The 25,500-nt window shown below is 63.9% G+C and carries 14 protein-coding genes and 1 pseudogene; 4 read left to right on the top strand and 11 right to left on the bottom strand.

Features of this window, described 5'->3' with window-relative positions; all coding sequences use genetic code 11:
* Positions 1 to 33: 33 nt before the first annotated feature.
* From M3O59_RS08840 to M3O59_RS08790, 11 genes and pseudogenes are all read right to left on the bottom strand, one after another.
* Positions 34 to 1,461, bottom strand: coding sequence for a sugar porter family MFS transporter (locus M3O59_RS08840; protein WP_249047070.1), 1,428 nt, complete (start codon positions 1,459 to 1,461; stop codon positions 34 to 36).
* A gap of 87 nt (positions 1,462 to 1,548) precedes the next feature.
* Positions 1,549 to 2,886 (bottom strand): xylose isomerase, encoded by a 1,338-nt coding sequence (xylA, locus tag M3O59_RS08835; RefSeq protein WP_116906283.1) that lies wholly within the window; start codon positions 2,884 to 2,886, stop codon positions 1,549 to 1,551.
* Positions 2,887 to 2,936: 50 nt separating this feature from the next.
* Entirely contained in the window at positions 2,937 to 4,430 is a 1,494-nt protein-coding gene (gene xylB, locus M3O59_RS08830) for a xylulokinase (RefSeq protein WP_116906282.1), read from the bottom strand.
* Positions 4,427 to 6,787: a glycoside hydrolase family 95 protein gene (locus M3O59_RS08825; RefSeq protein WP_181920603.1), complete on the bottom strand. Its 2,361-nt coding sequence runs from the start codon at positions 6,785 to 6,787 to the stop codon at positions 4,427 to 4,429. The genes xylB and M3O59_RS08825 overlap by 4 nt, the downstream gene beginning before the upstream one ends.
* A 91-nt stretch (positions 6,788 to 6,878) precedes the next feature.
* Entirely contained in the window at positions 6,879 to 9,782 is a 2,904-nt protein-coding gene (locus M3O59_RS08820; RefSeq protein WP_116906280.1) for a TIM-barrel domain-containing protein, read from the bottom strand.
* Positions 9,783 to 9,851: 69 nt separating this feature from the next.
* Positions 9,852 to 11,594, bottom strand: a complete 1,743-nt coding sequence (galD, locus tag M3O59_RS08815) for a GH35 family beta-galactosidase GalD (protein ID WP_181920602.1) — start codon at positions 11,592 to 11,594, stop codon at positions 9,852 to 9,854.
* Positions 11,595 to 11,605: 11 nt separating this feature from the next.
* Entirely contained in the window at positions 11,606 to 13,522 is a 1,917-nt protein-coding gene (locus M3O59_RS08810; protein WP_116906279.1) for a sialate O-acetylesterase, read from the bottom strand.
* 106 nt (positions 13,523 to 13,628) lie between these two features.
* Positions 13,629 to 15,887 carry a beta propeller repeat protein gene (locus M3O59_RS08805; protein ID WP_116906278.1) on the bottom strand — a complete coding sequence of 753 codons (2,259 nt, stop codon included), beginning with the start codon at positions 15,885 to 15,887 and terminating at the stop codon, positions 13,629 to 13,631.
* Between the two features lie 111 nt (positions 15,888 to 15,998).
* The gene (locus tag M3O59_RS08800; protein WP_116906277.1) at positions 15,999 to 18,737 is read right to left on the bottom strand and encodes a TonB-dependent receptor; all 2,739 of its coding nucleotides are present in this window, start codon (positions 18,735 to 18,737) and stop codon (positions 15,999 to 16,001) included.
* 339 nt (positions 18,738 to 19,076) lie between these two features.
* Positions 19,077 to 22,010 carry a TonB-dependent receptor gene (locus tag M3O59_RS08795; RefSeq protein WP_116906276.1) on the bottom strand — a complete coding sequence of 978 codons (2,934 nt, stop codon included), beginning with the start codon at positions 22,008 to 22,010 and terminating at the stop codon, positions 19,077 to 19,079.
* Positions 22,011 to 22,279: 269 nt separating this feature from the next.
* Positions 22,280 to 22,438 (bottom strand): annotated as a pseudogene (locus M3O59_RS08790) (galactose-binding protein); the annotation flags it as partial.
* A 79-nt stretch (positions 22,439 to 22,517) separates the two neighbouring features.
* Between M3O59_RS08790 and M3O59_RS08785 the strand changes: the two are divergent.
* From M3O59_RS08785 to M3O59_RS08770, 4 genes are all read left to right on the top strand, one after another.
* Complete coding sequence (locus M3O59_RS08785; protein ID WP_147308522.1) at positions 22,518 to 22,721, top strand: hypothetical protein; 204 nt, start codon at positions 22,518 to 22,520, stop codon at positions 22,719 to 22,721.
* 197 nt (positions 22,722 to 22,918) lie between these two features.
* Complete coding sequence (locus tag M3O59_RS08780) at positions 22,919 to 23,494, top strand: hypothetical protein (RefSeq protein ID WP_116906275.1); 576 nt, start codon at positions 22,919 to 22,921, stop codon at positions 23,492 to 23,494.
* 263 nt (positions 23,495 to 23,757) lie between these two features.
* Positions 23,758 to 24,768 (top strand): IS630 family transposase, encoded by a 1,011-nt coding sequence (locus tag M3O59_RS08775; protein WP_082925906.1) that lies wholly within the window; start codon positions 23,758 to 23,760, stop codon positions 24,766 to 24,768.
* 142 nt (positions 24,769 to 24,910) lie between these two features.
* A complete protein-coding gene (locus tag M3O59_RS08770) occupies positions 24,911 to 25,486 on the top strand; it encodes a hypothetical protein (RefSeq protein ID WP_116906952.1) in 576 nt (191 codons plus the stop codon).
* The last annotated feature ends 14 nt before the right edge of the window (positions 25,487 to 25,500 follow it).

Here is a 25,500-nt window from a genome sequence, read left to right as displayed (position 1 = left end):
GTTTTCCATGCCGATATCGGCATACAGAGGCGATCAGCCCTCCATTTGTTCCAGTTCCTTGCCCTTGGTCTCGTAGACGTACTTGAGGACGAAGAACACCGAGATGAAGGCGGCGACCGTATAGATGCCGTATGCGCCGGCCAAACCAATGCTGCCGAGCAGGATCGGGAAGCTGACGGTGATGGCGAAGTTGGAGGTCCACTGCGCGGCACCGGCGATGGCCAGGCCCGAGCCGCGGATCTGGTTGGGGAACATTTCGCCCAGCATCACCCACATCACCGGGCCCCACGAGGCGTTGAAGAACACCACGTAGACGTTGGCGGCGACCAGCGCGAGCATGCCCATCGCGTCGGTCATGGCGAGCTTGCCGTTGGGGTCCAGCGAGGCGGTGGCGAACGCGTAGGTCACCAGGGCCAGGGAGACGGCCATGCCTGCCGAGCCGATCCACAGCAGCGGCTTGCGGCCGATCTTGTCGACCAGCATCACCGTGACCAGGCAGGCGCCAATGCTGAGGCCGCCGGAGAGCACGTTGATCAGCAAGGCGTCCTGTTCGGAGAAGCCGACCGCCTGCCACAACACCGCGCCGTAATAGAACACCACGTTGATGCCGACCAGCTGCTGGAACACCGCCAGGCCGACGCCGATCCAGACGATCGGGCGCACCTTGCCGGTGGCCTTGTTGATCAGGTCGGAGAACTTGGGCTTGTGCTGGTCGGCCGACATGGAGCCGGAGATTTCGCTCAGCTTGGTCTGCGCAGCCGCGTTACCGTACAGGCGCTTGAGCACCACCAGCGCCTGCTCGCGACGGCCCTTGACCACCAGATAACGCGGGCTTTCCGGGATGACCAGCAGCAGCAGCAAAAATGCCAGCGACGGAATCGCCTGCATCCAGAACATCCAGCGCCATGCGGCCTGCCCGCCCCATAGCGGCTCGGTGGACGCGCCAGCGGCGTTGGCCAGCAGGTAATTGCTCAGGAACGCGCAGAACAGCCCGCTGATGATGGCGATCTGCTGCATCGTGGCGAGCCGGCCGCGATAGCGCGCCGAAGCAACCTCGGCGATATACGCCGGCGAAATGACACTTGCCGCGCCGACGGCAAAGCCGCCCATCACGCGCGCAAAGATGAAGAAGCCGGAGCTGTGCGAGGCACCGGCACCGATGGCCGAGAGCAGGAACAGCGCCGCAGAAATGATCAGGACCGCGCGGCGGCCCCAGCGGTCGGCCAGGCGGCCGGCAAAGAAGGCGCCGATGGCGCAACCCAGCAGCATCGAGGCGACCTCGAACCCGGTCTCGGCGGCGCTGGAATTGAAGGTCTGCTTCAGGCCGTCGACAGTGCCGTTGATCACGCCGCTATCGAAACCGAACAAGAATCCGCCGATCGTGGCTACGCAACTGATCAGGACGATAAAACGGGTGTTCTCACCGGCATCGGGGGCGCCGTTTACGGAGACACTGGACATGGGTTCACCTGGAAGCATGCAAAGGAGCGGCCACGGGGGTGGCCGACATCGGCCGACGACGCGCAGTGCGCCGCCGGCCACGGGACATCAACGCGTCAGATACTGATTGATCAGGTTTTCGTAGGCTTCCTGGCGGCCGCTGAGTTGCTTGGGCGCATTGCCGGCGGCGTGCTTGGCCACATCCACCAGCGTGCTGGTGCCGTTGGCAAAGTCTGCACCGGCGCCGTTGTCGAAGCTGGCGTAACGCTCGGCGCGCCACTGCTCCAACGGCGAAGACGTCAGCAATGCGTTGGCCACCTCCAGCCCGCGTGCGAACGCGTCCATGCCACCGATGTGGGCCAGGAACAGATCCTGCGGGTCGGACGATTCGCGGCGCACCTTGGCATCGAAATTCAACCCGCCCGGTGCCAGCCCGCCCTGGCGCAGCACCACCAGCATCGCGCCGACGGTGTCGTACAGGTCGGTCGGGAACTGGTCGGTATCCCAGCCGTTCTGCGGGTTGCCGCGGTTGGCGTCGATGCTGCCCAGCAGGCCGGCGTCGGAGGCGACCTGCAGGTCGTGCTCGAAGCTGTGACCGGACAGCGTGGCGTGGTTGGCTTCGATATTGAGTTTGAAATCCTGGTCCAGGCCGTGCTGACGCAGGAAACCGATCACCGTGGCGCTGTCGAAGTCGTACTGGTGCTTCATCGGCTCCATGGGCTTGGGCTCGATCAGGAAGTTGCCGGTGAAGCCGATCGCGCGGCCATAGTCGCGTGCCAGGGTGAGGAAGCGCGCCATGTTGTCCTGCTCGCGCTTCATCTGGGTGTTGTGCAAACACGCATAGCCTTCGCGGCCACCCCAGAACACGTAGTTTTCGCCGCCCAATTCAACGGTGGCATCGATCGCGGCCTTGACCTGTACGGCGGCACGCGCCACCACGTTGAAGTCCGGGTTGGTGGACGCACCATTCATGTAGCGCGGGTGCGAGAACAGGTTGGCGGTGCCCCACAGCAGCTTGACGCCGGTGTCGGCCTGGCGCTGCTTGGCGATACCGACCATGTGGGTGAGGTTGCGCTCGTACTCACCAATATCGTCGGCATCCGGCGACAGGTCGATGTCGTGGAAGCAGTAATACGGCACGCCGAGCTTGGTGAAGAATTCGAACGCGGCATCGGCCTTGGCTTCGGCACGATCGAGCGCGCTGTTGCCGATATCCCACGGATGCGCGCGCGTGCCCGGACCGAACGGATCGGCACCGTTACCGCAGAAGCTGTGCCAATAAGCCACGGCAAAGCGCAGATGCTCGGCCATGGTCTTGTCGCCGATTTTCTTGTTGGCGTCGTAGACCTTGAACGCGAGCGGGTTGTCGGAGTCGCGGCCTTCGAAGCCGATCTTGCCGATGCCGGGGAAATATTCCTTGGCGCCGATGTAAACGGTGTTGCTCATGGGGTGTGATGTCCTTGCTGCTGGGGGAGTTGTAGAAAAAGGCGTGTCGCTCAGCCGGCGTAGAGCGGGCTGACGACCTGCAGGTGCTTGAGAAAAGTCTGGTAGTGCTGCTGATACTGGGCCACGCGCTGCGGGTCGGGCTGCGCGGCAAGCGCATCGTCCACCTGCAGGTGCTCCAGCACCACGTCCGACAGCGCGGCATCACCACCATCGTCGCGGTCGCAGGCCCACAGGGCCTGCAGCGCCGCACCGAAGGCCGCACCTTCGGGCTGGGTCGGCACCACGACCTGCAGGTTGAACACGTCGGCCACCATCTGCCGCCATTGCGCGCTCTTGCTGCCGCCGCCGGTGAGCAGGATGGTGTCGAACTGCAGGCCGGCCGCCACGAAGGCGTCGAAGCCGTTGCGCAGGCTGTAGGTCGCCCCTTCCATCGCGGCACGATAGAAATGCGCAGCGGTGGTGTTGTGCAGATCCATACCGAACAGGCAGCCACGTGCATCGGGCAAGTTGGGCGTGCGCTCGCCGTTGAAGAACGGCAGCAACACCAGGCCATCGGCGCCCGGCGCGGTGTCGGCGATCATCGCTTCGGTCTGCTCGCGGGTGATGGCGAACATGCGCATCACCGCTTCGGTGGCGACGGTGCAATTCATCGTGCAGATCAACGGCAGCCAGCCGCCGCTGGACGAGCAGAACGCCGCCCAGCGTGCGTCATCATCCACCACCGGGTGATCGGCGTAGGCGAACAAGGTGCCGCTGGTGCCCAGGCTCATGGTCAGGCGGCCCGGCACCACGTTGCCGGTACCGATGGCAGCCATCATGTTGTCGCCACCGCCGGTGGTGACGCGTACGCCGGCCGGCAGGTTCAGTGCCTCGGCCGCGGCATCGGACAATGGGTAGACCGCGCCGGTTTCCACCAGTGGCGGCAATGCCTCACGCAGGTCGCGCTGCGCATCCACCGCGCCGAGCATGCGCTCGGACCATTGGCGCGTGCGCACATCCAGCCAGCCGGTGCCGGAGGCATCGCCGACTTCGGCAAAGCGCTCGCCGGTGAGCCAGAAATTGATGTAGTCGTGCGGCAGCATCACCGTGGTCATTGCGGCGTACGCCTCGGGACGGTGCTTGCGCGTCCACGGCAACTTGGAGGCGGTATAGCCGGCCATGATCGGGTTGCCTGCGGTTGCGACACTGCCTGCCGCACCGCCGACCGCATCCATGATCTCGTCGCATTCCAGCGCGGTGCTGGTGTCGCACCACAGCTTGACCGGTGCGGTGACGCTGCCATCGGCGGCCACCGGCACAAAGCCGTGCTGCTGGCCGGACACGGAAATGCCGCGCACGCGCGCACGCTGCTCGCCATCGAGCTGCGCAAAGCAACGCACGATGCCGTCGATCCACCACTGCGCCTGTTGCTCGCGGGTGCCGTCGTCGCGGCTGATCAGCTCCATCGGCGCTGCGATGGTGGCGACCACGGCGCGGTCCTGCGCGTCGTAGGCCACCAGCTTGACGCTCTGCGTGCCCACGTCCAATCCTACGTACAAGCTCATTGCTTCACCAATCGGTTGTTGTTGAGTCCCACCTGCTGGGTGCGGCCTGCGCCCAGTTCCAGGTCCAGGGTCTGCCCTGCGTAGGACAGTTGATAACGCCCGCCACGATCGCTGTGCACCCGTGCCTGCTGCAAGCGACCGCCATCCCATTCCAGATCGACGCTGGCACCGCCGCGCACACGCAGACCGCGCACGCTGCCGCGCGGCCAGGCGCCGGGCAATGCGGGCAGCAAAAACACGCTGCCGCCCCAGCTTTGCAACAGCATTTCGGTGATGCCGGCGGTGCCGCCGAAATTGCCGTCGATCTGGAACGGCGGATGCGCGTCGAACAGATTCGGGTAGGTGCGCTCGGGCGAGATCAGCAATTGCAGGATGCGATACGCATGCTCGCCATCGGCCAGCCGCGCCCACAGGTTCAAACGCCAACCGATGCCCCAGCCGGTGGTGTTGTCGCCACGGATTTCGAGCGTGCGCTTGGCGGCGGCGGCCAGCTCGGGCGTATCGCGCAAGTTGATCTGGCTGGACGGATGCAGGGCATACAGATGCGAAACATGCCGGTGCTGCATCTCCGGCGCCTGCATGTCCCAATCCTGCTGCCACTCCTGCAATTGGCCGGCCTTGCCGATGCGGTTGGGCGGCAACTGCTCGCGCAGCGTGGTCAGCTGCCGGGCGAAATCCGCATCCACATCGAGCAGCTTGCTCATGGCGATGCACTGCGCGAACAGATCACGCAACAGCTGCGCATCCATGGTGGGCCCGGCACACACCGCCGCGCCGAACGGGTGCTGGTTTTCCGGCGAGATCGAGGGGTTGGTGACCATTGCGCCCGTTTGCGGGTCGCGCACCAGGGTGGCAGCGAAGAACTCCGCCGCGCCCTTGAACAGCGGATAGATCTTGCCCAGATAGGCGCGGTCGCGGCCGTAATCCCAGCGGTCCCACAGCTGCTGCAGCAACCACACCCCGCCCATCGGCCACAGGCTCCACTTGGCGCCATCGATCGGGCCGGCCTGGCGCCACAGATCGGTGTTGTTGTGCACCACCCAACCGGGCGCGTCGTAGAGCGCTCTTGCGGTGTGCGCGCCGGTCTTGGCCAGATCGAACAGCATGGATTCCAGCGGTTCAACGCACTCGTGCAGCGCGTTGGCCTCGCTGGGCCAGTAGTTCATCTCGGTGTTGATGTTGATGGTGTACTTGCTTTCCCACGGCGGCTGCATCAGGTCGTTCCAGATGCCCTGCAGGTTGGCCGGCTGGGTGCCGGGCCGCGAACTGCAGATCAACAGGTAACGGCCGTATTGGTGATACAGCGCGGCCAGTGCCGGATCGTTGCCGCCTGCGAAGCGTTGCACGCGTTCGCCGGTGGGCAGGCTTGCCGCGTCGCTGCTGCCCAGGTCGATTGCCACACGCCGGAACAGGCGTTGATGATCGGCCAGATGCGCACGCAACAGCGCCGGGAAATCCAGCTTGGCGGCTTTTTTCAAACTTGCTGCGGTCAATGCAAGCGGTTCGCCATCGACCGCATCGAAGCGTTGGTAACTGGTGGCGGCGGTGAGCAGCAGCACCACTTCATCGGCCGCTTCGATGCGCAGACGGTCGCGCAACGCGGTAACCGTGCCGCCCTTCACCTGCGGCAATACCCGCAAGGCAAACCGCAGCTTGCCTTCGATGCCGGCGAAGCTGCCGTTGCGGCCACTGAACAGCAGCCCGCCCTGCTCCGCGGTGACCTCGCCGCTTTGCGGGCTGTCGATGCCCACGCGCAGGGAAATCGCGCGTGGCCGGTCGCACGACAAGCGCACCACAATGCAGTGCGATTGCGCCGAGACGAACACCTCGCGCGTGTGCACCGCGCCGCCGGAGCGGAACGTGGTGGTGGCCACGGCGGTATCCAGATCCAGCTGACGCCGGTACTCGCTGATGCCATCGGCACGATCGAAATCCAGCAGCAGATCGCCCAGCGGTTGATACGGCATCTGCTTGAGCGGGCGCGAGAGCAGCTTGGCATCGGCCAGTTGCTCGGCCTGGGCATAGCGCCCGGCGAAGATCAGCGCGCGCACCTGCGGCAACGCCGCCAATCCCTCCGGGTTGGTGGAATCGTAGGGCCCGCCTGCATACAAGGTGTCTTCGTTGAGTTGCAGGCGCTCGTGGGCGATGCCGCCCCACACCATCGCACCCAGACGGCCATTGCCCACCGGCAAGGCCTCCACCCATTCGCTGGCCGGTTCGCGATACCACAGCTGCAAGGCATCGGCGGGCGCCACCGCTGGCAAACCGCCGGCCTTTGCAGGGCCCGCCGCCTGTGCAGCACCCAGGACCGCAAGCGCGGCCCCGGTTGCCTTGCACAGTTCACGACGGGTCAGCACGGCCACCGCCGTGCTGCATCACCGGAACCGCCCGCGACTGCCTTGCGGCGTTCCGGCATCTGCTTGCTCATCGACTGACCACAACCTGCAATCATCGACGACGTGCTTTGCCAGACGCAATCTTGCGCTGCAACACGCTGACCGGCTTGCCGTCGTACTGGATGCTGGTGTCGGTCTTGGGCGCAAGTGCGCCGGCGTCGTCGCGCGGGCCATCGACGAAGCGCACGTTGATGGTGCGTTTGGCTTGCATGCCGGTCCAGCTGCCTTCGCGCTTGCCGATGCTCAGCTCGCCCTTGGCCTGGTTCCAGGCCAGCGGAATGCGGCTGAACTCGCCCTTCTCGTAGCCGTAGCCCTTGCCATCGTCCTCATACAGCGAGAACTGGCCATCGGCACCGGTGTAGACCACCACGGTGAGCGGCGCATCCGGGATCTGGTCCACGTACTCCTGCACCGGGCCGGTCGGCACGATGGAGCCGGCACGCACGAACAGCGGCATGCGTTCGATCGGCGCGGCAGCTTCGATGCTCTGGCCGCCCTCGTAGCGCTTGCCGGTGGCGAAATCCAGCCAGCTGGTGCCGGCCGGCAGATACACCTGCCGCGAGGTGGCGCCGAAGCGGGTCACCGGTGCGACCAGGAACGCCGGGCCGAACAGGTACTGGTCGTTGATGTCGCGCGCCTTCGCGTCGTTGGGGAAGTCCATCATCATGCCGCGCATGATCACGCCATCGCGCTGGTAGGTATCGCCGGCCAGGCTGTAGATGTACGGCAGCAACGCGTAACGCAGGCGGTTGTAGTAGGCCATGCTGTCGTAGAACGGCGTGCCTTCGGGGGCGATGTTCCAGATCTCGCGATACGGGAACTGGCCGTGCGAGCGGAAGATCGGCACGAACGCACCGAACTGGAACCAGCGCGTATTGAGCTCGCGCCATTCCGGCAGATGCGCCGGGTCCTGGTTCTCGTAGCGCTTCTCCACTGCAAAGCCGCCGATGTCGAAGGTCCAGTTGGGCAGGCCCGACAGCGCCATGTTCACGCCGGCAGAAATCTGGTCGTGCATGTCGTCCCAACGCGAGACGATATCGCCGCTCCACACCGCCACCGCATTGCGCTGGGTGCCGGCATAGCCCTTGCGCGAAAGGATGAACACGCGCTTGTCGTCGGCCGCACGGTCGCCCGCATACACGCCGTGCGTATGCGGCAGCGGGTAGGAGTTGAAGTACTCGGTGGACGAGCCCAGCGCGTTCGGCGTGGTGCGTGCCTTGCGCTCGGCGATGTCCAGGTTGGAATGCACGTCCGGCTCGTCGGCGTCCATCCACCACGCATCGAAGCCCTTGCTGTTGAGCTTTTCGTTGATCTGGCGCCAGTAGATGGCCTGGGCCTTTTCCGAATACGGGTCGTAGAACGAATTCTTGTAGCCCTTGCCGATCCAGTCCAGCTCGCCCACTTCCACGTTGCGCTTGTACATGAAACCGGCGGCATCCAGTTCCTTGTAGTTGGCGGTGGTGGGATAGAACTTGGGCCAGATCGAAATCATGATCTGGGCGTGCATGTCATGCACGGCCTTGACCATGCCATCCGGATCCGGGAAATGCTTCGGGTCGAAATCGTGCGAGCCCCAGGCGTTTTCGGGCCAGTACGACCAATCGAGCACGATGTTGTCCAGCGACAGCTTGCGCTTGCGGTACTCGGCCACTGCGCCGACCAGCTCGTCCTGGCTCTTGTAGCGCTCACGGCTCTGCCAGAAGCCGTAGGCCCACTTGGGCAGCATCACCGACTTGCCGGTGAGTTCGCGATAGCCGGCCACGGCCTGGTCGTACGAATCGGCGGACACGAAGTAATAGTCGATCATCTGGCCGGCTTCGGACCATAGCGACAGGTCCTTTGCCTCGGCAGCTGGCAGCGGGTCGCGGTGCAGCAGCGCGATGTAGCTGGGGTCGATCAGGTCCCACTCGATCTTGACGGTGTGGCGCGTGCCCGGCTCAAGATCGAGCTTGAACTCGTGATTCCACGGATTCCAGTTCTGGCGCCAGCGGTCGACCACCAGCTTGCCGTCCACATACAACTTGGCATATTCGCTCGAATACAGCGAGAAGGTGTGCTCGCCACCGGTGAGCGCTTCGATCTCGCCCTCCCAGGTGACCTGCATGCGGCTGTTCTTGTCCTTGGTGATCGCCTTCTTCGGGTACTTGGTCAGGTCGCTGATGTACTGGTAGTTCACCTCGCTCTCGCGGCGCTCGACGATCTGCTTGCCATTGATGGCGTAGCGCGCGGTCAGCGCACCGGCCTTGCCCTTGGCGTCATACAACTTCAGCGTCTTCGGCAACGGCTGCAGGCCACGCGGGTCGCCCAGGCGGCTGATGGAGTTGTTGTCCCACAGCAGGCCGTAGTTGCGGCTGGACACCAGGTACGGCACCGCCATGTCGATGTTGTTCTGCTGCAACTCGACGTTGCGGCCCTTCTGATTCATCCAGCCCTGCTGGTGCTGGCCGAAGCCGTACAGCGCTTCGTCATCGGGCGACTGGAAGCGCTGACGCACGCTCAGGTACTGCTTGCCTTCCACTTTGAGCGGGGCAAAGCTGCGCCCGCCGGCCACTTCGGCCAGCACCGGCTTGCCATTGGCATCGGCAAAGCTGACATGGCCATCGACAGTGGAGACGGTGGCGGTGACCTTGCCGGTCTTCAGCTGCACGCTGTCGCCCTGCTCGGCCACCTGGAAGGCGGTGTCGCCCTGCACCGGCACGCGCATCAAGCTGGGGCTGCGGGCGAAGTCGCCGTCCGGGTCCGCGCTGACGCGGATGATGCCGCTATCGACCACCTGCAGGCGCACCGGTGCGGCGCCCTTGGCGCTCGGCACCACGGTGACGCCATCGGCGGCCTTGCGCACTTCCTGCGCATGCGCGGCGTTGGCCAGCAGGGCCAGCGACAACGCCAGGCAATGGGCCAGCGGTGTACGCCGGTTGGCAGGCACGGTGCCGGCGGAACGGATGGTGGTTTGCATGGTCACTCCCTTTGAATTGCGAGGCGCTGCCGCGGGGGCGGCAGCGCATGGGTTTCTGTTTTTTTCTGCTTATTTGTAGGTGGCGAGCTTGATCTTGAGCAGCTGCGGGGCGCTGGAGAAATTGACACCGTAGTCGGTCTGGTCGCCATTCCAGTTGCGCTCGAATTTCCAGTCATTGCCTTCGTAAACGCCCTCTTCGACGCGGTCGTAAATCATGTTGGCGGTCGCTTCGCTGGCCGGGTGCAGGGTCACGCGCGCGTGGTAGCCGGTGACCAGGAACTCGTCCGGGCCCAGCTCGGCGATCAGCGCAGCACCGATCGGCTCGGGGTTGCCCGGCGGCTCGCCCTTGAACCAGAACTGCGGCACACCGTAAGTGACGGTGGCGCTCCAGCGGTCGTTGAGCTTGAGCTCCTGCACGGCCTGGCCGGGTTCTTCGGCGGTGCCGTGCAGCTTGCCTTCGGACGCGGCCTTGGCGAACGGGCGCATGCCGCGCTTGACCAGATCAAAGCCCAGCGCAAACGGTGCCAGGGTTTCTTCGTTGACGTGCTTGGCACCCAACGGGTAGTTGGAATAGCGCGTGTAATCCATGCCGAACGCCGACCAGCCGATGCCGTCGTGGCCCAAGGTCGGGAACAGGTAGCGCGCGTACTCGGGGCGGTTGCCGGTTTCGGCGACGAACAAGGCATTGTCCGGCCGCGCGTAGCGCTCCAGCACCGTGGTGTACATGCGGTATTCGGGCATGTAGATGTCCGGCGCCAGCAGGTCGATATGCGGGCCGGCGGCCTTCCACACATCGAGCACGTTGTCGGTGGGGCCGCCGCTGGCGTACTGGCCGGGCTGGCCCGGATTGAACGGGCCACGCAGCGCGGCGTTGACGTACATCGGCAACGGATATTCGGCCTTGCCGGCTTCGGTCACCTGGTCGATGTAACGGCCGATCGACCAGGCATGGAAGAATTCATCGGCATCGGCACCGAACACCTGCGCCCAGCTGCCGGGCTGCTTGTTCAGGCGCTTGAGCAGTTCCTCCGGCACCGGGCCGTCGAACAGCTTCTGCGCCATCGGCGAGAAGTCGCGCACGCTGCCGTAGGTGCCCGGCTCGTTTTCCGGCTGGATCATGATCACGGTGCGTTGCGGGTCCACCTTCTTCAGGTGCTGCATGAAGGCGACGAACGCCTTGCGGTCGGCATCCAGGGTGGCCTGCGCATGCGGCGACAGCGAGCCGATCGACTTGCCTTCGCGCGTCACCACACGCGGGAAGCGCTGGTTGTCGGCCTTGACCCACAGCGGCGCATAGGCCGGGCCATTGTTCTTCCAGGTCGCAAACCACAGCAGCACCAGGCGCACCTTGTGTTCGCGCGCCTGGGTGAGCAGCGTGTCGACGAAGGAGAAATCGAACTTGCCCTCTTCCGGTTCCACCTGTTCCCAGGCGATCGGCACCTGCACGGTGTTGGGGCCCAGCACCTGGATCGCCGGCCACACCTTGTCCATCACGCCCGGATAGTTGCTGGAATTGTTGACCTGCGCGCCGAGGATCAAAAACGGCGCGCCGTCGACCATCAACGCATGCTTGCCGTCCTTGCTGACGAACTGCGGCATCGGCGTCTGCGCGGCCGGCGCTGTTGCGCCGCTTGCCGGCGTGGCGGCGGTATTGGCGGCCGGCGTGGTTGCGGCGGATGTTGCAGCGGTGTCCTGCTCGCCGGACTGACAGGCCGCCAGTGCCAGCGTCAACGCAGACAGCAGCAGCGGACGCAAACAACGGCGTGCAGTGGACGAAGGGATCACACGCGTAACGGGGGAATGCATGGACATAAGACTCCGTGTCACCAGGTATCGGTGCGGAAGGGGGAAACAGGAAGGGCGTCGCGATTGATCAGGTTGGCGTCGTCGGGGTTCTCGCTCCAGCCGTAGCGCACCGCCACCGGTACGGCTACCGCATCGCTGCGCACGGTCACGCGGTCGCCTTCGATCTGCGCGGTGGCCGGATGGAAGCGCTGATCGGCGCCGGCAATGCGGAAACCCTGCACCGCACCGCCACCACGCACCTGCAGCGCACTGCCCTGCAGGTCGAAGCGCAACACCGCCTTGCCGCCGTCAAAACGTGCCTGCGTGAACAGCGGCGCGCTGTAGACCAGCCTTTCGCCGTAGGCCACATGACGCGCGGCCAGCGCCAGGCGATGCCCGACATCGCGCTTGTTGGTGGGGTGAATGTCGGTGGGGTTGCCGATATCGATGATCACCGCCTGCCCGGTCGCCGGCAGTGCCAAGGTCTTGGACTGCGACTCGCGCAACAGCGCCCACGGGCTGAGCTCACCCTTGTCGCCGCCGGCCTTGAAGTTGGCCAGCTGCACCCACAAAAACGGCAGTTGCTTGTCGCCGCGTTCGGCGCGCCATTGCTGGATCATCGCCGCGAACTGCTCGCGATACTTCACCGCACCGCTGTCGGTGGCATCGGTTTCGCCCTGGTACCAGATCACGCCCTTGACCGGGAACGGCTGCAGCGGGTGGATCATCTGGTTGTACAGCAGCGTGGGCAGCTGGTTCTTGTTGTCGGTCAACGACACCCGCACCGCGGCGGGACGGAACTTCCACCCGCTCAACGCGCGCTTGTCGCCGGCATTGGTCTGCACGAAGCGCTGCTCGTCCGGGCCATGCATGCCGCCACCGCCGCTGAGGTCTTCCACGCGCACCGCGATGTGGTTCACACCGGCATGCAACGCGGACGCCGGCACGCGGTAGACGCGCGGCAGGTTCCATTGCTTCTCGGTCGTGCCGACCTGCTGGCCGTTGACGTAGGTGATGTCCGAGTCGTCGATCTGGCCCACGCCCAGCGATACTCCGGCCTTGGCCTCGGCAGCGCTCAGGGTCATCGTGGTGCGGTACCAGGCCATGCCGTCCATGCCGTCGTAGCCGCTGGATTCCCATTGTTGGGTGGTCGGGATGCTGTCCCAATCGCTGTCGTCGAACGTCGCTTCGCGCCATTGCGGCATATCGCCATCGACCTTGGGCCAGCGCGCGATGCGCTTGCCGGTGGCGGCCTGCGCGGCAGCGTCGCGTTGCTTGATCGCTTCGATCGCGCCCTGATTCTGGGTGGCATTCAAACCCAGCGACGCCGCATCCATCCACGCTTCGATGGCACTGCCGCCCCAGGTGCTGTTGACGATACCGATCGGCACGCCGGTGCTGGCACGCAGCTCCTTGGCGAAAAAGTAACCAACCGCAGTGAATTCACCGGCATTGGCCGGCGTGGCCGCCTTCCAGTCGCCGCCGGTCAGGCGTGCCTCCGGCTGCACCGACCACGACTTGGGCACTTTGAAATGCCGCAGCTGCGCATCGTTGGCCGCGGCCACCGCCTGCGCACCGTCGCTGGCCTGGGCCAGCGGCCATTCCATATTCGATTGCCCGCTGGCCAGCCACACATCGCCGACCAGCACATCGCGCACCTGCACGTCGCCACCGTCGCCTTGCACACGCAGCATGTAGGGGCCACCGGCTGTGTGCGCGGGCAGCTTGACCTTCCATTGCCCTGTCGCATCGGCCTTGGTGGTGGCGCGCTTGCCATCGAAGCTGACGGTGATCGCCGCATTCGGGGACGCCCAACCCCACACCGGCATCGGTTGATCGCGCTGCAGCACCGCGCCATCGGCGAACAGCAGTGGCAGTGTCGGTAATGCCCACGCGGCCGGGCTGGCCAGCACCAGGCCCAGCAAGCAGCTACGACAAACGAAAGAAACGGTCATGCAGTGATCTCCAGAGTCGGCGCAGCCAATCGGCGCGCAGCAAGGCGACGGCATGCGCCGCCGTACACAGTAGGCCAGCGCGATGACGCGCGCAGGCATGCAGCGCTCATCGTGGGTCGCCATAGAAGATGCCACGGCCGCCGGTGGCGAAATACACGCGGCCAGCAATACGCGGGTCGCCGGTCACGCTATACGGCCTGCCGAAGCGATGCGCGTCGTCATTGATGCGCAGCCAGTGGGCGCCCTCGTCATCGGAGCGGAAGATGCCATCCACGCCTTCCACGCGCCCGGCCAGATACAGGGCCGGTGGCGCGCCCGCGCGCAGCGGCTTGCCGATGCCCAGCGAGCGCGCTTCGTCCGGCTTGGAGAGCGAGCGCAATTGGCCGTTCTGCCAGCGCATCACGCCCAGGGTCGGGCTGGCCAGATACACCACGCCCGCATGCCAAGGGTCGGGCCGCAGTTGCGGGCGCGCGCGTTCATCGCGTGCCGGGCTGCCGACCTGCTGCCCGGTATCGCGAAAGCTGGCCGCGCCATCGCGGCTCTCGTACAGATGCCCGCTCACGCGATCGGCCGCGTACCAGCGCTGCGCATCGACGCGGTCGGCCACCGCAACCGCGGTAGCGGTCAGCCCCTGCACGCGCAACCAGTGCTTGCCTAAATCGACGGTACGCCAATGGCCGCCGTGTTCCGGCGCCCACACCACGTGCGACGCGTCGGCCGCGATGGCAATCGTGCCGGCGCCCTGCCCGCCCGGTGGCTCGCTGGCGAGGGCGGCCCAGTGCATGCCGCCATCCTGCGAATACAGCGCGCGGATCTCGTTGTTGCGGCGATCGCGCACGGTGCCGCTGCGCACCACCCACTGCGGCGCCTGGCCCGCAGCATCGATGCTCTCACCATTGGTCAGACGCGGGCCTGCATATTGCAGCTGCGCGCTGTCCAGGTCGTCGTGGCGGAAGCCATCGATATCGCCCAGCGCACTGAGCAGATGCGCCCCGGCCATCGGGCTCAGCAGATCCAGCGGCACGGTTTCTTCCAGCCCACGGTCCTGGAACCACCACTGCAATGGCTGCTGGCGCGCAGCGAAATCCTGCAGGTTGCGCGAGGCCCAGATGCCGTAGCCGGTGACGAACAGCGCGTGGTTGCTGTCGAACGGATCGATCGCCAGCGCGCCCATCCAGTGTGGCGTGGCCTGCGCGGTCCACGGCGCTGCGCTGTGATCGAACTGCGCGCCCGCCAGCAACGGTGTCCAGCTGCGCCCGCCATCGCTGCTACGGAACAGCTCATCGCGCGGGCTACGGCGGCGGAAGGTGCTGGCCAGCAACACCTGCGGCTGCTGCGGATCCACCGCCACTGCACCCCAGCCGAAACCATCGCCACTGGCCGGTTGCGGGATCGGGCTGATCTCGCGCCAACGGCGTTGCGCCGAGGTGTATTTCCACAACGCGCCGCCGGCCATCAGGTCCGGGCCGGGCTGGTCGCCATAACTCAGATACCACTGCCCGTCGCTGCCACCGACCATGTGACTGGGACGCAACCCCCCAGGTTGCCCGGCCACCGCCGACCAGCTGCGGCCGGCATCTTCGGAAACATACAGACTGGTTTGCGCAGTGGAAACGCCCACATAGATGCGCGGTGTCGGGTTGCCAGCGCGGCCGCTGGCGGGATCGAACACGACAAAGGCGATCCCCACCGCCTGCTCGCGTCCGACATGGTTGCGCGCTGTGGCGCCAGCCAGTGCATCGGCAGGAAATGCGTCCACCCGCGCCCAGTGCGCGCCGCGATCGTCGCTGCGCCACAGGCCTGCATCACGTGAGCCCAGCAACACCACACGGCCATCGTGCGGGTCCACCGCCAGCCGCTCGCCATTGGCGCGGCCCAATTGATTGCCACCGAGCTTGAACGGCAGATCGGCGCGCTCGAAACTGCGGCCGCGGTCGAACGAGCGCAGCAGGGCTGCATTGCCGGCGCGTTCGTGCATATAGGTACCCGCGGCCAGATACAGCGCGCTCGGGTCGGCAGGATCGACGGCAAAGGCATCGATCCCGATCAGATTCCAGTCGTCGGCACCCAACCAATCGGTCAGTGCCACCCACTGCTGCGCCTGCGCATCCCAGCGGTACGCACCACCGACATCGGTACGGGCATAGGCAAGATCGCGTTCGGCGGGATGAAACAGCACGCCGGTGACAAAACCGCCACCGCCAATGGCGACGCTACGCCAGTGATACGGACCCTGCGTGGCGGGCTCGGCCGCACGCACCCAGGACGTGGCGGAGAGCAACAGCAGCATCAGGGCCAGCGTGGCCTGGCATGCGTCTGCTGCGGAAAGACGGCGCTTAGTAGGCGGATCGATCATGGCGATCATTCCTCCGGCTCCCTTCGCGATCGATGGCCTGGCCATCGATAGGAAAAACACCGGCCCAACGAGCTGCCTGCACAGCTCGCCGGACCGGAGACGCACTTCCTACGGCGCGTTCTACAGGCTGGCCCGCAAGGTCAGGCCATACCGACGATCGTTGATCACAAAGTCGCGGTAGCGCGACTCGTTACCCAGATAGCTCTCGCGGCGGGTATCGAGCAGATTCACGCCATCCAGCGAGATCGACCAGGTGTCATTGATGTTGAAACGCAGCGAGGCATCCAGCTGGCCGAAGCCCTTGTTGTAGACCGGCAGGTTGCCGGTGCCGTTGCCTGCGGTGGTCACCAGCCAGTCGCTGCGCCAGTTGTAGGCCACACGGCCCTGGAAGCGCGCGGTTTCGTAGCTGAGGATCGCGTTGTAGCTGTTCTTGGACAGGCCTTCCAGCGGCACCGTCAGCGCCTGCCCGTTGGTGTCGGTGGCAGTGGGGCTCGGCGCCTCGCTGTCGACATAGGTGTAGTTGGTCTGCAGGCCGAAGCCGCTCAGCCAGCCCGGCAGGAAATCGAAGAACTGCGTGTAGCCCAGTTCGGCACCGCGGATCTTGCCGGCATCGCCGTTGACCGGACGGGTGATCTGCCAAGGAACAGGGCTGCCGTTCTCGTCGAGATAGTCCTCATTAAAAACTGCATTGGCGATGAAGCCTTCGACCTTTTTATAGAACAAGGTGCCGTACATCATCGAGCCCTGGCCGAAGTACCACTCCAGCGCGGTGTCGAATTGGTCGGCTTTGACCGGCTCCAACTCAGGATTACCAGCAGTGCCGGTGCGCGTTGCGGTACCTGTATTGGAGGTTCCGCTACTCAACGTCAAATTAGGATTGAGCCGATCGAATGTGGGTCGCGAAATGCCGCGTGAGGCAGCAAAGCGCCATTGCAACTGATCGCTTAGCATCCAACGCAGATTCAAGCTTGGTAGGACGTCGGTGTAGGTTTGTTGCGCACTCACCGGAATCAAGCCACCGCCTTCGCCAGCAGTTCCGGTACGCACACCAATGGAACTCACCTCAGTACGCACCACGCGCACGCCGATGTTGCCGTCGAACGGGATGTCGCCATCCACGCCGAAGCGCAGCACGCCGTAGGCCGCGTAGGTCTTCTCGTTCTGCGTGTTGATGTTGTTGGGCGCAAACTCCAGGGGCGTGCCGCCGAAGGTGGCCAGCGTCTGCTCGTAGTTGGCCACGGCCGCATCGGAAGCGGTCAGCGTCGGGCCGAAGGTGCTGCTCTCGCCGCGGAAGAAATCGGTGATCGGGTTGGTTACCACGCCCACGGTGGGGAACTGCGAGAACGGCGTGCCCGCGCAGCCGTTGATGCACATGAAGCGGAACACGCCCCCCTTGGTCTCGGCATCGCGGTCGGTGTAACGCACACCGGCCTTGAAGCTGCGCACGAAATCGCTGTCGAACGCCAGATCCATGTCCGAACGCCAGGCGAACTCGGTGCCCGTGTTGTCATCCTTGTTGTCAAGGTGCCAGCGCCAGCCGTTGTAGTTGTTCTGGTCGGCCAGGAAGCCTTCGGCGCCGCTGGCGTCGGTCACCGACAACTTGGGCAGGTCGCCACGGAAGTCGACGTTGAAGAACGGCGTGTTGTTCAAGCCGGTGGCCACAATGTAGCGCGTGCCGGTGGTGGTGGCATCGACATACTGGAAGTCGGTGCTCAGGGTCAGCTTTTCGTTGACCGTCCACTTGGCGCCCAGCGAGTAATCGGTGGTCACCGAATGACGCTCGGTCAGGCTGGTGTTGGAGTCGGCCGGCACGTTCTGGAAGGTGCCGTTGACGAACTCGTTGCGGTCGTTGACCTGGATGCCGGGCGTGCCCTGCATCGGGTTGGCGCCGGTCAACGCGAAGAACGAATAGTCGTGCCAGCTGAAGTCGTAGTCCGAACGCAGTACCTGCGTATAGACCTCCACCGAATCGTTCGGACGCCACTGCATCGCAAACGCGCCGGTCTTGCGCTCGCGCTCACCGACGGTGGTGTTGATACCGGCACCGTGCGGCACCGAGATTTCCTGGCCTTCATAGCCCGGCAGGTCGGTCTGGGTGTACCACGGCTCGATCGAGATGGTGTCCTGGCGGAACGGGCTCTTCTGCTGCGAGTAGTTCACCAGGATGCCGATCTCGCCGATGCCGGTCTGCCAGCGGTCGCTGAACAGGCCCGAGAACGCCGGCTTGCCGTCGTCGGCCAGGTCGTAATAGTTGTACTGGACGCTGCCGGCAATCTTGCGGCCTTCATAGTCGAACGGCAGGCGCGTGCGCAGGTCGACGGTGCCGCCCAGGCCACCTTCGATCATGTCGGCGGACGGGTTCTTGTACACGTTGACGCCGCCAAGCAACTCGGCCGAGACATCTTCGAAGCTCAGGCCACGGCCGTCGTTGGCGGTGAAGATGTCGCGGCCATTGAGCTCGGTGCGCACCTGGGTCAGGCCGCGGATGGCGATCGAGCTGCCTTCGCCGTAGTTGCGCGAAATCTGGATGCCGGAGATGCGCTGCAGCGCCTCGGCGACGTTGTTGTCGGGCAGCTTGCCGATGTCTTCGGCAACGATGGAATCGACGATCTGCTCGGCGTTCTGCTTGACCAGCTGCGCCTTGGTGACGCTGCTGCGGGTGCCGGTGACCTGCACCGTGTCCAGCTGCTGGGTGGTCGCATCCGACGCCGGTGCGGCAGTGGTGGTCGCATCCTGCGCATAAGCCTGCGCGCTCAGCAGCGTGGCCACACTGATGGCCATCACGGAGCGGCGGAAATCACGGATTGAACGCTGACCCACAGCCCGGCCTGCCGGAATGTGGCGATGTTGCACTGACATGGTGCTCCCTCCCAGGACGCATGTACTGCTTGTTTTTAGCGAGCCGGTGCGCGAACGCCCTGCCCGTCGTTGTTGCTGGCCTGGCATCCGGCCACGGCAAGGGCCGGGGCTGACTGGATGCGTGGTAATCCCGAAGAGGCGTACCTGGCGGCTGCGGCCGGAGCATAGGGCGCAGCCATCACGCCACACCAATGAAATATTCCTGGAAGGGTATACATTAAAGCTATAGCAACACCAGGAAACCCGGCCGCTCTGGCATTGCGGGGCCAAGCGACCGAGCTGGACATGGCGGGCTCAACTCTGCGAGCCCGCGCACGCTGCCGGCGTGATCGCCCGCACTTACCAATTCATGCGCAGCACCAGCGAGTAGCGCCGGTCGTTGACGAACTGGCTGCGGGTGTACAGCCGCGTATCCACCTCGCCCCCCTCATACGAGGTCGGCCCCATCAATACCTTGGTCTCGGTATTGGTCAGGTTGTTGGCCTGGATACCCAATTGCAGGTGTTCGTTGAAGCGGTAGAAGAACGAGCCGTCCAGCTGGCAGTAGTCGTCGGCCCAGGTCGGCAACCGGGTAGCCGCGTCGCTGGTGGTCAGCAGGTAGCGCGAGCGCCAGTTGTAGGCCAGCCGCAACGACAACGGGCCCTTCTCGTAGATGCCGGCCAGGTTGTAGCTGCGCCGCGACAGACCTTCCAGCGGCAGCTCGACGCCTTCCACCGTGGTGCGGGTGTACGGGTCGATGGCGGTGTTGGCCCCGCCCTTGCTGTCGACGAAGGTGAAGTTGGCATTGATGCCGAACCCGCTCATCCAGCCCGGCAGTTCGTCGAAGAACTGCGTGTAGCCCACTTCGGCGCCGCGAATGGTGCCCTCGTCGGTGTTGTAGGGCCGGGTCACCAGCCACTGCCGGTTGTCGTAGGTCTCGCTGCGGGTCTGGGTGGAGAAGTAGTCCTTGACCTTCTTGTAGAACAGCGTGGTGTACAGCATGTCGCTAGTGTCGAAGTACCACTCCAGCGCGGTATCGAACTGGTTGGCGGTCATCGGCTTGAGGGTCGGATTGCCCGCGGTGCCAACGAAGTTGGTGGCGTTGCCGGCGTCGTCGGTTTCCACGTTCAACAGCACGAAGGGCTGCAGCTGGGTGTAATCCGGGCGCGCCATCGCCTTGGAGGCGGCAATACGCCACTGCAGCGTGTCGGTGAAGCGGAAGCGCAGGTTCAGGCTCGGCAGCACGTTGGTGTAGCTGCCCTGCGAGTTGTTGTCGAAATACTGGCCGGTATAGCGGGCCTGCAATTCCGGCGAGACATTGAGCCCGGCCAGATTCTGGAACTGGCCGAAACCTTCGGCCTGGGTCTTGGTCTGCACGAGGCGCACGCCGATATTGCCGTCCACCGGCACGCCCAAGGCCTCGTCATTGCCGAAGTACAGCGCCGCGTACGCCGCCTGGGTACGTTCGAACTGACGGTTGGTGTCCTGCGGCTGGTACTGGTCCGGCGCCCAGCCAGAGCCACGCAGCGCCACGATCTGCTGCTGCAGCAGCTGCGAGGCGCGCCGGTAGTTGGTGACCAGGCTGCCGTTGGGCACCACCAGGGTGGTGGGCACGTTCACGCCGCCACGGAAGAAGTCGGAAAAGGTGAACTGCGACGACTCGTTGGGCAGGTACTGCGACATGTTGGCCAAGCCGTTCGCGCTGCCAGGAATGGCCGCCCAGTTGTCCGACAGCACGCCCCAGTTGTAACCGGAGTTCTTGTTGGTCTGGTTGCGGTCGGTGGCGCGCATACCGAAGCGCATGAAGCGCAACCAGCTGCTGTCCTGGAAGGTGTATTCCAGATCCACCCGCGTGGACAGCTGCCGCCCGCGGTTATGCCCCAGGTGATCCATCGCCGCCGCCCAGAAGTAATTGGACGGGTCCTGGGTGAAGCCCTGGTTGGCGATCTGCACGCTCGGATACTTGCCCGACACGTCATAGGTCAGCCCAGGCAGATAGGTCGCACTGAACACGGTGAAATCCAGCTGGTCGTTCTCCGACTGCACCAGCTGCACGTCGCCCTTGATCTGCAGGTTGTCGTTGAAATAGTGGCTGAAACCCACCGACAGGTCCGAGGTGGTGGTGCGCTGCTCGGAATAGCGGTTGTCGGTATTGAAGCGCACGCCATCGCCGGTGAGCAGCCCGCGCCACGAGTTGGACACCGGCGATCCGCGCTGGAACACGCCGTTGTCGTCGTATTCGAAGGTGGTGCCCGGCGCCGGGCTGATGCTGTTGTTGCTGTCGTTGAAGAACGCGGCGCGCTCCTGCCAGTTCATGTCGTAGCGCGAGCGCAGGTATTGCGCGTAGATCTCGGTCTGATCGCTCGGCTTCCACTGGAACGCGGCCGCAATGCCGTCGCGCTTGCGTTCGAAATCCAGCTGGCGCCAGTTCACCCCGCCCGGCACGAACACTTCGCTGCGCCCGCTGCCGGCCAGCACGGCGTCGTCGGTGCGGCGCACATACGGCTCGACCTGGATACCGTCCGAGCGGGTCGCCAGCTCCGAATGGGCGATATCGATCATGAAGCCCATTTCGCCGATGCCGGTCTGCCAGCGATCACTGAACAGGAACGAGGCCGACGGCTTGTACGTCTTGCTCATGTCGCCGTAGTTGTAATCGACATTGCCGCCGACGATGCGCCCCGGGTTGTCGAACGGCATGCGCGTACGCAGGTTGACCGTGCCGCCCAGGCCGCCTTCGATGATTTCTGCCGAGGGATTCTTGTAGACGTCCACACCGGCCATCAACTCGGCCGGCACGTCTTCGAAGCTCAGGCCACGGCCGCTGGCGGCGCTGAAGATGTCGCGCCCATTGAGCTCGCCGCGTACCTGGGTCAGGCCGCGGATCATCACGCCACTGCCTTCGGCCGAGAAGTGATCCGGGTCGCTGCGCGCGGCGAAGTGGTCGATGGTCACACCGCTGACGCGCTGCAGGGTTTCGGTGACGCTGCGGTCGGGCAACGCACCGATGTCTTCGGCGCTGACCGAATCCACGATCTGGGTGGAATCGCGCTTGATCACCTGCGACTTGATCAGGCTGGCGCGCACACCGCGCACTTCCACCGTGTCCAGGTCCACCGCGCTGCTGCCAGCGGTACTGGAAGACGCCTTCTGGGACGATTGCGCCTGCTGTGCATACACCGGTGCGGCAAGCAGCAAACCGATGCTGATGGCCATGGCGGAATGATGCAGACGTGGGGTACGACGCGCGCGCACGCCCGTACCTGCCGGGGCATGGCTTGAAAACTGATGCATCTGAATCCCTCCCAGGACGCAAGACGACTGAAGACAGGTTGTCGCGGTGTCGCATGATGCGAACGACCCGCAGGATCATGTGGGGGTCGGGCGCTGACGCCCGCTCCACCCGCTCACTCCATGGCGGCTTGGCCACCGATCACCCGCCCGACTTCACGTACGCTTCAGCATGGGATCTGGTGCACACATATAGGCGTGCGCACCACCGTCAACCAATGAAAAATTCACAGGCCAGTATTCCGTGAGGGAATACGAATGGAAGAGCCCGGTTACGTACGGGATTCCGGCCCGCGCAACGCGGGATACAAACGTCTGGCAGTAGTGCGCAACGCCTGCAAAATGCGCTCAGCGCCCGGCGGAAGAATGTAATCGCGCCGGCGGATGATGCCGAACGACTCCATCCGCACCCCCAGTTCGATCGGCAGGACGTGCTGTAGAGGTACTGGGCCGTCAGCAAAAAGAATCCCTACACCTGCTTGTGCGCGGCAGGCTTCGATGGTACCGGCAATGATCAAGTGCAAGGAGCCCGAGCATATCGGCACTCTGGATGATCAGGTGCAGACTGTAATGCGTGACGGCGTTGAGAACATCGGCAGCTACTCCGTTTTAGGCATAGGCACTCAGCACGACGCCTTGATCCGCAACCTCGATGGTGGCCTGAGCTATAGCGATGGCCCACAGATGGAAGCGAGGGAGCGAACTGCCACGTAACGCCTGGCAGGTCACAGCAATACAAGGGCAACCGCGTGTGCTGAACACATGCCGGAAAGCAAGCTGCACTAGGCTACTGTTCCCTTCAAACAGGTGGCTTCATGGCTATGCGACCTCCTAGCATCCCGCAGCACCGTGCAGCGCTTCCCTTGCTGTTGTGCGCTGTCTTTGCCCACCCTCTGACTGGATGTTCACGCGTGAACACGCCTGCCAACGATTCATCCGCCACCCATCTGATTGAGAATATCCCGGTCGATGCGCATAACATCGTGCATATTGATACCCGCAAGCCGATTCCATTTAGCAACCACGCGTTCGGGGCGATGTGTTACGACACCTATGGCTGCAAGGTGCTATACGACGGCAGGTATGCAGCCAATTTTCCCGAAGATGAGAAGCGAATTTCATCGGCTTCGCTGGGTGACGTCTACCCTGGCAATCTTAAAGCCAATACGATCGGCATTCGCAACTTCCCGAACTTCCCTCCTCCCGCTGAGGTGACCTGGCGCTCCAAGGATGGCCAGCCACATCATGCGCTGGTCGACCTCGGTGCCATCTTCAAGGACAAGGTAGTGCTGCACAAAGTGCCGCAGGAGCAGTTGCCGCCGATCCTGAAGGCCGATATCCCTCCGGATATCATCCTGGAAGTGAACGACCGCACTATCAATGTGTATATGAAGGCATTTGTACAGACGAGGGTGTTACCGGAGCCAGGCAACCCTAACAGCGATTTCCGTAGCGATCTGGTTCTCGCCTACACCAAAACCTACTGATGGCGTCTTCGACTGAGAGCATGTAATGGGTAGTGATCGGGATACTGCAAAGACTTGGGCCGATGGTGTGGAAACCTATCCGGCGACTGCACGGGATTTTTGGCAGACCACCAACACAGCCGCCATGCGTTGAGCCGCTCCACGACGGTTCCGCACTACCACTAGTCCACTGAATCATTGAAATCGGATGCATGATCCCCAGGTAGTGTGTCATGCAAAGAACGAAGTTGACGATCCAACAGCGTGCTGAATTGGAGGCGGTGATGCGCAAGCGTCACGGCAACGCCGCTTTGGTGCGCCGCGCGCGGTGTGTTGTGCTTTGGAGCGATGGAGAACGTCGAGTCCACATACGCACTAAGCTTGCCTGCAACGACGCATTCGTCTCGAAGTGGACGGCGGCGTTTGAGGCGCAAGGACTGGCCGGGCTGGTGTCGGTGCATCCTGGGCGTGCGCCGAAGATACCGACGGCCAAGCTGGAAGCGCGTGTGCTCAACCGCACGCTCAAGCACAAGCCCAAGGACGGTTCGACGCACTGGAGCAGTCGCAAGCTGGCTGCCGAGCTGGGCAATGTGTCGTTCTCGGCCGTCCAGCGCATTTGGCGCAAACACGGCGTGCGTCCGCATCGGTTGGACACCCACATGGTCTCCAACGACCCGGAGTTTGAGACCAAGGCCGCAGACGTGATCGGCCTGTACCTGGACCCGCCTGCGCACGCGGTGGTCTTCTGCGTGGACGAAAAGACCGCGATCCAGGCGCTGGACCGCAAGGACCGGATGCTTGCATTGGCACCCGGACGCGCGCAAAGCCACGGATTCGAATACAAGCGTAATGGCACACTGAGCCTGTTCGCCGCGCTCAATACGGGCACTGGCGAAGTGCTGGGCAAAACGGCAGCTCGTCACACCAGCGAGCAGTTCGTGACCTTCCTCGAAGAGGTTGTCGCCAGTCAGTCCAACGGCCGGGACATCCATGTCATCTGCGATAACGTCAGCAGCCACAAGACGCCGCTCGTGCATGCGTTCCTGGCCGAGTACCCCCGCGTTCATATGCACTACACCCCCACCTACTCGTCATGGCTGAACCAGGTCGAGAACTGGTTCGCCCGCATCCAGCGTGATGTCATCACACGCGGGGTTTTCTCCTCAGTCAAAGACCTCGATAAGAAGCTCATGCGCTACATCCGCCAGTACAACAAAAACCCAAAACCGCTGAAATGGACCTTCGCTGATCCAACTCGACGCATCACATCCGATTCCTCGGATTCAGTGCACTAGCACACTGCGGATAGTAGGCTGTTCTTTCGTTTCCACAGGTGGCTTCATGGCTATGCGACCTCCCAGCATCCCGCAGCACCGTGCAGCGCTTCCCCTGCTGTTGTGCGCTGTCTTTGCCCACCCTCTGACTGGATGTTCACGCATGAACACGCCTGCCTACGATTCATCCGCCACCCATCTTATTGAGAATATCCCGGTCGATGCGCATAACACCGTGCATATCGATACCCGCAAACCGATTCCGTTTAGCAACCATGCGTTCGGCGCGTTCTGCTACGACACCTATGGTTGCAAGGTGCTGTACGACGGCAGGTATGAGGCAAACGATCCCGACGATGTCAAACAAATTTCGTCGGCGTCAGTGGGAGACGGTTACCCTAATAACCTTGACGCCGGCACCATAGGCATTCGCAACTTCCCGAGCTTCCCTCCTCCCTCTGAGGTGACGTGGCGTTCCAAGGACGGCCAGCCGCACTATGCCCTCGTCGACCTCAATGCCATCTTCAAGGAAAAGGTGGTACTGCATCATGTGCCGCAGGAGCAGTTGCCGGCAATCCTGCAGGCGGATATCTCTCCGCATATCATCCTCGAAGTGAATGACCGCACTATCAATGTGTATATGAAGGCGATGGTGCAGACGACTGTGCAACAGAAGCCGGGCAACGAATATAGTTATTTTCGCAACGACCTGATCCTCGCCTACACCAAGACCTACTGATGGCGTCTTCGCCA

The sequence above is a fragment of the Xanthomonas nasturtii genome (genome assembly GCF_023337365.3).
Classification (GTDB): domain Bacteria; phylum Pseudomonadota; class Gammaproteobacteria; order Xanthomonadales; family Xanthomonadaceae; genus Xanthomonas; species Xanthomonas nasturtii.
The sequence above is the reverse complement of the archived record's forward strand: the minus strand, read 5'-3'. Positions and strand labels throughout refer to the sequence as shown.